Consider the following 7,709-nt stretch of genomic DNA (forward strand, 5'->3'; position numbering starts at 1 on the left):
CCCTGGAACTACCCCTACTACCTGGCGATGGAGCCCGCCGTCGCCGCGCTGGCAGCAGGCAACCGCGTGCTGATCAAGCCCTCGGAGCTGACGCCAGCCACCAGTGAGCTGATGGCGCGCATCGTCGCCGAGCACTTCAAGCCCGAGGAGATGCAGGTCATCACCGGTGACGCCGAAGTGGGCAAGGCTTTCACGACGCTGCCCTTCGACCACCTCTTCTTCACCGGCTCCACCGCCGTGGGCCGCCACGTGGCCCAGGCCGCGGCCAAGAACCTGACGCCGGTGACGCTGGAGCTCGGTGGCAAGTCGCCGGCCGTCGTCGACCGCAGCTGCAACCTCGACCTGACCGCGTCGCGCCTGGCCTTCGGCAAGCTCTTCAACGCCGGCCAGACCTGCGTCGCGCCCGACTACCTGCTGGTGCCCAAGGAGCTGGTCGAGCCGCTGAGCCAGAAGATCCTGGCCGAGATGCGCCGCATGTACCCGCGCATCGCCGGCAATGCCGACTACACCAGCATCGCCACGCCGCGCCACCATGCCCGGCTGCAAGGACTGATTGCCGATGCCGCCGAGCGCGGCGCCCGTGTGCTGCGCAGCCATGACGAGCAGCCCGATCCGCAACAGGACCGCCGCCTGGTGCCGGCCCTGCTGCTGGACGTGCCGGCCGAGGCGACCGTCATGCAGGAAGAAATCTTCGGCCCGCTGCTGCCCATCGTCGGCTACGACAAGGTCGACGAAGCCCTGGCCCACATCAACCGCGGCGACCGCCCGTTGGCGCTGTACTGGTTCGGCACCGACAGCGCTGCGCGCGACCACGTGATGCGCGAGACCCATGCCGGCKGTGTGACCATCAACGACTGCCTGTGGCATCTGGGCCAGGAGGAGCAACCCTTCGGTGGCGTCGGCGCCAGTGGCATGGGCTCGTACCACGGTGAGTGGGGCTTCCGTACCTTCAGCAAGGAGAAGCCGCTGTTCATCCAGTCGCGCTTTGCCGGCACCAAGCTGTTCCAGCCGCCTTACGGTGCCACCTTCGAGAAACTCCTTTCGCTGCTGCGACGCATCGCCTGACCATGAACGACCCTCAAGCTTTCGACGAGACCCACGACGTCATCGTCATCGGCGGTGGCTCATCCGGCTCGGCGCTCGCCGGCCGGCTGAGCGAAGACCCCGGCACCCAGGTGCTGGTGCTGGAAGCCGGTGCCGACGTCAGCAACTGGCTGGGGACGGTGCCCACGGGTGCCGTGCTGATGGTGCCCAGCAAGCTGCACAACTACGCCTTCGAGACGGTGCCGCAGCCGGGCCTGAATGGCCGCCGCGGCTATGTGCCGCGCGGCAAGATGCTCGGTGGCTCGTCGGGCATCAACGCGATGGTCTACATCCGCGGCCAGCGCGAGGACTACGACCACTGGGCCGCGCTCGGCAACCCCGGCTGGGGCTGGAGCGATGTACTGCCCCACTTCATCAGGAGCGAGGGCAACGACACCTTCGGCGCCCCGCTGCATGGCCGCGATGGGCCGTTGAAGGTCAGCCAGCTGCGCACTGACAACCCGCTGCAGGCGGCCTGGGTGGCCGCGGGGCGTAAGGCGGGCCAYGTCATCAACGCCGACTTCAATGGCGAAACGCAGGAAGGCGTTGGTATCTACCAGGTCACGCAGGACCGCGGCGAGCGTTGCAGTGCGGCCCGCGCCTACCTGCGCCCGCACCTCGGCCGGCCCAACCTGCGCGTGACCGTGCAGGCGCAAGTTCAGCGCATCCTGTTCGACGGCCGCCGCGCGGTGGGCGTGGAGGTGAAGGTGGGCGGCGTGTTGCGTCGGCTGCAGGCCAGGCGTGAGGTCGTGCTGGCGGCGGGCGCCATCCAGTCGCCGCAGCTGCTGATGCTGTCCGGCGTGGGCGATGCGGCGCAACTGCAGGCGCAGGGCATCGCCGTGCTGCACCACCTGCCCGGCGTGGGTGCCAACCTGCAGGACCACCCGGACTTCGTGTTCGGCCTGCGCAGCAGCAGCCTCGACACCTTCGGCCTGTCGCTGCGCGGCGGGTTCGCTTTCTGGCGCGCCGTCCAGCGCTACCGCGCCGAGCGCCGCGGCATGCTGACCAGCAATTTCGCCGAAGGCGGTGGCTTCCTGCGCACCAGCGCCGCGCAGGCGCGGCCGAACATCCAGCTGCACTTCGTCGTCGCCGCCGTGGAGGACCATGCGCGCAAGATGCGCATGGGGCACGGCATGTCCTGCCATGTGTGCCTGCTGCGCCCGCAAAGCCGCGGCACCGTCAGACTGGCCGGTCGCGACGCCGGCACCGCGCCGCTGATCGACCCAGGCTTCTTCCAGCATGCCGACGACATGGCGCAGATGGTGGCCGGCTTCAAGCTCACGCGCGAGCTGCTGCACCAGCCGGCGCTGCGCGCGCACTGGCACACCGAGATGTGGAGCACCGAGACGCACTCCGACGCCGACATCGAAGCCTTGCTGCGCCAGCGCGCCGACACCATCTACCACCCGGTGGGTAGCTGCAAGATGGGCACGGACGCGATGGCCGTGGTGGACGCCGAGCTGCGCGTGCACGGCCTGCAAAGCCTGCGCGTGGTGGATGCGTCCATCATGCCCACGCTGATCAGTGGCAACACCAATGCACCGGCCATGATGATCGGCGAGAAGGCGGCGCAGATGATGCAGGCTGCAGCCCGCCAGCCCGAGATCGTTGCGCAGGCGGCCTGAGCATGATCCTGGAGATCGCGCAGCTCAGGTGCGGCCTGGTCAGGGCGCTGAGTTCGAGAGGGCCTTTGCCGTCGCGCAGGGAATCATCTCGTCCATGCCCGGCTACCTGGGCCATGAGCTCCAGCGCTGCCTGGAGCGCGCCGATCACTACATGCTGCTGGTGCGCTGGGAGAGCGTCGAGCACCACGAGGTAGGCTTTCGCAAGTCCGAGGGCTACCAGGAATGGCGCCGGTTGCTGCACCACTTCTATGACCCCTTCCCGACGGTGCTGCACTACGAGCAGATTTGAAGCCTCGGGATGCGAACATGCGGTTCACGCATGCACAGCCCGCCACAAATCCGCCACGCCACGCCTGAGGACGCTGCCGCGCTCGCGGCCTTCGGCGCCCAGGCCTTCGCCGACACCTACCGTGACCTCAGCGACGCGCAGGAGATCGCCGACTATGTCGCCGAGCACTTCCAGCCCGAGGTCATGGCCGCTGTCATCCAGGACACCGCCTGCACGGTGCTGCTGGCCTGGGTGGACGAGCAGCTCGCCGGCTACGCCATCGTCAAGGTCGAGCCTGCGCCCGATTGCGTGGCGGGCCCGGCCCCCATCCATCTCTGGCGCATCTATCTTGGCGAGGGCTTCATCGGCCGCGGCCTGGGCGCGGCGCTGATGCATGAGGTGCATGCCGTGGCGCGCCGGCGCGGGGCGCAGACCCTGTGGCTGGGTGTCTACGATCGCAATGTGCGAGCCGTGGCCTTCTACGAACGCTTCGGTTTCGCCCAGGTTGGCGGCCAGGAATTCCTGTTCGGCGGCCAGATCTACATCGACCCGGTCTATGCCGCCGCCGTGCGTCCGCCCGAACTGAAGGAGGCCTGCTGATGATTGAAGGTTCCTGCCTGTGCGGCAGTGTGCGCTGGCGTTTCGACGGCCAGCCTGACGGCGCAACCGCCTGCAACTGCACAGCGTGTCGTCGCTATGGCACGCTTTGGGCCTACGACTACGTGGACGAAGGCATCTACATCACCGGCTCTACGCAGGCCTATGTGCGCGGCAAAGCGTTGGAATTCCATTTCTGCCCGACCTGCGGCTGCGTGACGCATTGGCGCGGGCTGAGGCTGGAAGCCGACGGGCGCCGCCGCATTGCCGTGAACCTGCGCCTGGCCGAGCCCGATGTGGTGGCGAGCATCCCGATCGATCACTTCGACGGGTTGGATACCTTTGACGACCTGCCGCGCGACGGGCGCTGCGTGGCGGACTATTGGTTCTAGTCCTACAGGTAAAGCCTTGAAACCGCACGGCTCGTCGCCAGATCAGGGGCGCAAACTGCCGTCTTCCCACGCGCGTGGCGGGTGGGTGATGGTTTGAGGAGTGTTGCGATGAAATTCCCCCGATTCCTGCTGCTGTGCATGGCCCTGCTAGGCACGCTCTGGCTGGGCACCGCCCAGGCGCTGCCTAACGTCGACGAGGTGCAGGCCGCTGCTCAGCGTGGCGACTACGCCGGCGCGGAGAAGATGATGCGCGAGGTTGTTGCGGCCAAGCCCGACAGCCCGCGCGCCCATTACGTGCTGGCCGAGATCCTGGCCCACCAGCGCCAGTTCCCCGAAGCCGCCGAGCACACGCGCCGCGCTCGCGCGCTGGACCCTGCCATCAAGTTCGCCGACGCCGCCAAGTTCAATGCCTTCGAACAGTTGCTGCAGCGTGAGCAGGCCGGGGTGGCGAAGTCCGTCGCGCCGACTGCCGTCAATGCGGCACCGCCGATGCGCGCCGCGCCGGTCGAGCGCAGCGAGAGCGGTGGTGGCGTGTCCCTCTGGCTGCTGATCGGTGGTGCCGTCATCTTCATCTGGCTGGCCATGCGCTGGATGCGCAACCGCACCGCCGCGCAGAGCCAGCAGCCGGCCATGGCGGGTGGTTATGGCCCAGGCGGCTATGGCGCTGGCGCTGGTTATGGGCCTGGCGGCATGCAGGCGCCTGGCTCGGGCGGCCCCGGCATGCTCGGCGTTGGTCTTGGCGTAGCGGGTGGCGTTGCCGCCGGCATGCTGGCCGAGAAGCTGCTCCATGGTGGCCATGACGAACGCAGCGTTGCGCGCGACACCGATACCAGCGGCGGCCTGATCCCCGGCAGCTTTGATTCCGGTGGCTCCAGCAGCGCCGCCGACGAACTGAGCCGCCGCGACGTCGACTTCGGCAGCGGCGACGGTTGGGGTGGCGGCGATGCGGGCGGCGGCGATTTGGGTGGCGGTGGCGGCGGCAGCGACGACTGGTAAGTCCTCACGGGCTGGCGCGGGGGCGGGCCCCGATAATCCCGCCCCATGACGCCAGCCGCTTTCACCGGCCAGTTGCTCTCCTTCATTGCCCGCCTCATCACGGGGGCTCAGGGCCACTGGAAGGGCTGCCCGCCGACGGCGGAGCAGCGCATCTACATCGCCAACCACCAGAGTCACTTCGATCTCGTCCTGATCTGGGCTGCCTTCCCGCATGATCTGCGCGCCACCACGCGCGCCATCGCCGCCCGCGACTACTGGACGACCAGTGCCCTCAAGCGCTGGCTGACCACCTCGGTCTTCAACGCCATCTACGTCAGCCGCGCACGCAGCAAGCCCGACGAGGACCCGCTGGAGCCCCTCGTCGAGGCACTGGCCAACGGCGACTCGCTGGTCATCTTTCCCGAGGGCACGCGGTCCAACAAGGGCAACCCGCAGCCCTTCAAGTCCGGCATCTACCACCTCGCCGAGCAATTCCCGCATGTGCAACTGATCCCGACCTGGATCGACAACGTGCAGCGCGTCATGCCCAAGGGCGAGGTCGTGCCCGTGCCCATCCTGTGCACGGTGACCTTCGGTGCCCCCATCCAGCTGCAGGCCGGTGAGAGCAAGGCCGACTTCCTGTGCCGTGCCCGCGAGGCCGTCATGGAGCAGCGGCCCGACCCCTACTGGGTCGGCCGCGAAGAGGAGGGCCACTGATGCGCTGGCTCAAGGCCTTGACGCCCAGCGAGCAGGTGGCGCTGCTCTTCGTCGTGCTGTTCGGCTTCCTGATGCTGCTGACGGTGGGGCTGTTCCTGAATTCGCTGCGCGAGCGCGAGAGCGAGGATGAACGCCTGAAGTCCCAGCTCGCCTGGGAGCGCGTGCGCCGCGACCTGCGCGCCGCCTGGATCGGCGGCTGCATGTTCTGGGTCGCGTGGATTTCCGGGCCGCTGGGCGCGACGCTGCTGTTCGCGCTGTTCTCCTTCCTGGCGCTGCGCGAGTTCATCACCCTCGTGCACACCGAGCGCAGCGATCACCGCACCCTCATCGTCGCCTTCTTCGTGCTGCTGCCCATCCAGTACATGATCTGCGGTACGCGCTTCTTCGACCTGTTCACCGTCTTCCTGCCCGTCTACGGCTTCCTCGTGCTGCCCATCGTCAGCGCGCTGGCCGGCGACCCGCGCCGCTTCCTGGAGCGCAACGCCAAGATCCAGTGGGGCGTCATGGTCTGCGTCTACGGCCTGTCGCACGCGCCGGCGCTGCTGCTGCTGGATATTCCGGGCAACACCGGGCGCGGTGCCTTCCTGCTGTTCTTCCTGGTCATGGTCGTGGCGGCCTCGCAGATCGCGCAGGAGATCGCCACCCGCGCGCTACGCCGCCGCCCGGTGGCCCGGCAGATCAGCCGCAGCTTCTCGATGCGGGCCTGGTGGATCGGCACCTGCACCGGCGCCCTGGCCGGCCTGCTGCTGTACTGGATCACGCCGTTCAAGGCCGGCCAGGCGCTGGCCATGGCCTTCCTGACCGCCGGTGCTGCGGGCTTCGGCGGCCTGGTCATGAAGGCGCTGAAGAAGGACGCCGGCGTGCTGTACTGGGGCAACCGCAGCTCCATCACCGGCGCCGTCGGCCTGCTCGACCGCATCGCAGTGCTGTGCTTTGCGGCGCCAGTGCTGTTCCATTCGGCGAACTGGTACTACCGATGAGGATCCTCGGCATCGACCCTGGCTTGCAGACCACGGGCTTTAGTTCCGGCCCGTCGCTGTCGCGACTTCACGAGCGCTGCGCGCTCATGAGCCTGCACAGAAACCTCGCTACCGTCGCCACCGCAGGTGTTCTGCCGTCATGAGGATTCTCGGCATTGACCCCGGCCTGCAGACCACCGGTTTTGGTGTCATCGAAGCCGACGGCCCGCGCCTGGCCTATGTGGCCAGCGGCACCATCAAGACCAACGCCGTCGCCACCGGTGACCTGCCGGCGCGGTTGAAGATCCTGTTCGACGGCATCCGCGAGGTCACGGCGCGCTACCAGCCGCAGTGCGCGGCGGTGGAGATCGTCTTCGTCAACGTGAACCCGCAGTCCACGCTGCTGCTCGGCCAGGCGCGGGGCGCTGCCATCACCGCGCTGGTGTCGGCCGACCTGCTCGTCAGCGAATACACCGCCCTGCAAATGAAGAAGGCCATCGTCGGCCACGGGCATGCGAAGAAGGAGCAGATCCAGGCCATGGTGCAGCGCCTGCTCAGCCTGCCGGGCCTGCCGGGCAAGGACGCCGCCGATGCGCTGGGCATTGCCATCATGCATGCGCATGCGCGCGTCACTTTCGAGGCCATGGGCCGCAGCACGACGCTGGAGCGGCGTCAGCATGCGCAGTTCAAGGGCGGGCGGACGTACTAGGAAAAACGGCCCGCCGAAGCGGGCCGTCGAAGCGACGCGGGTCGCGCTCAGATCAGCTTGCGGCGACGAGCGAGGAAGCCGACGACACCGAGGCCGCCCAACATCAGGGCATAGCTTTCGGGTTCCGGTACTGCGCTGATGCTCAGCGTGCCACCTTGATCGATGCCGTTGATCGCATAGTTGAAATTGCTTGCACCGAAGATCGAGAACAGATCTACGGCGCCGCCACCTTGGGTCGCGAAGCGGCCATTGGGGCCTGTCAGCGTGCCACCTTCGAACTTCACATAGGGGTCGGTGGCCTGTGCCAGCGTGTAGGTCTGGCCCTGAAAGCTGAAGCTCAGCGAGGTCAGGCTGAAGTCGCCGTCGAAGCCGCCTGCCGACACC

Annotated in this window: 10 protein-coding genes; 9 read left to right on the top strand and 1 reads right to left on the bottom strand. The window is 67.9% G+C overall.

The window, feature by feature from the left end; translation table 11 throughout:
• From AC1DU6_RS14100 to ruvC, 9 genes are all read left to right on the top strand, one after another.
• Positions 1–1,065: aldehyde dehydrogenase family protein (locus AC1DU6_RS14100; RefSeq protein WP_477857836.1), on the top strand; the 1,065-nt coding region annotated here is incomplete at its 5' end.
• A gap of 2 nt (positions 1,066–1,067) precedes the next feature.
• Positions 1,068–2,708 carry a GMC family oxidoreductase gene (locus tag AC1DU6_RS14105; protein WP_457324197.1) on the top strand — a complete coding sequence of 547 codons (1,641 nt, stop codon included), beginning with the start codon at positions 1,068–1,070 and terminating at the stop codon, positions 2,706–2,708.
• 28 nt (positions 2,709–2,736) lie between these two features.
• Positions 2,737–2,997 (top strand): antibiotic biosynthesis monooxygenase family protein, encoded by a 261-nt coding sequence (locus AC1DU6_RS14110; protein ID WP_457324198.1) that lies wholly within the window; start codon positions 2,737–2,739, stop codon positions 2,995–2,997.
• A gap of 30 nt (positions 2,998–3,027) precedes the next feature.
• Positions 3,028–3,576 (top strand): GNAT family N-acetyltransferase, encoded by a 549-nt coding sequence (locus AC1DU6_RS14115; RefSeq protein WP_457324199.1) that lies wholly within the window; start codon positions 3,028–3,030, stop codon positions 3,574–3,576.
• Entirely contained in the window at positions 3,576–3,965 is a 390-nt protein-coding gene (locus AC1DU6_RS14120) for a GFA family protein (protein WP_457324200.1), read from the top strand. The genes AC1DU6_RS14115 and AC1DU6_RS14120 overlap by 1 nt, the downstream gene beginning before the upstream one ends.
• Positions 3,966–4,073: 108 nt before the next feature.
• Positions 4,074–4,961, top strand: coding sequence for a tetratricopeptide repeat protein (locus AC1DU6_RS14125; protein ID WP_457324201.1), 888 nt, complete (start codon positions 4,074–4,076; stop codon positions 4,959–4,961).
• Between the two features lie 45 nt (positions 4,962–5,006).
• Complete coding sequence (locus AC1DU6_RS14130; protein WP_457389166.1) at positions 5,007–5,657, top strand: lysophospholipid acyltransferase family protein; 651 nt, start codon at positions 5,007–5,009, stop codon at positions 5,655–5,657.
• Positions 5,657–6,637: a phosphatidate cytidylyltransferase gene (locus AC1DU6_RS14135; RefSeq protein WP_477857839.1), complete on the top strand. Its 981-nt coding sequence runs from the start codon at positions 5,657–5,659 to the stop codon at positions 6,635–6,637. The genes AC1DU6_RS14130 and AC1DU6_RS14135 overlap by 1 nt, the downstream gene beginning before the upstream one ends.
• Positions 6,638–6,776: 139 nt before the next feature.
• A complete protein-coding gene (ruvC, locus tag AC1DU6_RS14140) occupies positions 6,777–7,325 on the top strand; it encodes a crossover junction endodeoxyribonuclease RuvC (protein WP_477857841.1) in 549 nt (182 codons plus the stop codon).
• Between the two features lie 47 nt (positions 7,326–7,372).
• Here the strand turns inward: ruvC and AC1DU6_RS14145 are convergent.
• On the bottom strand, positions 7,373–7,709 hold a 337-nt coding region (locus AC1DU6_RS14145), incomplete at its 5' end, for an FxDxF family PEP-CTERM protein (RefSeq protein WP_477857843.1).

The sequence above is a fragment of the Roseateles sp. P5_B10 genome (genome assembly GCF_056400485.1).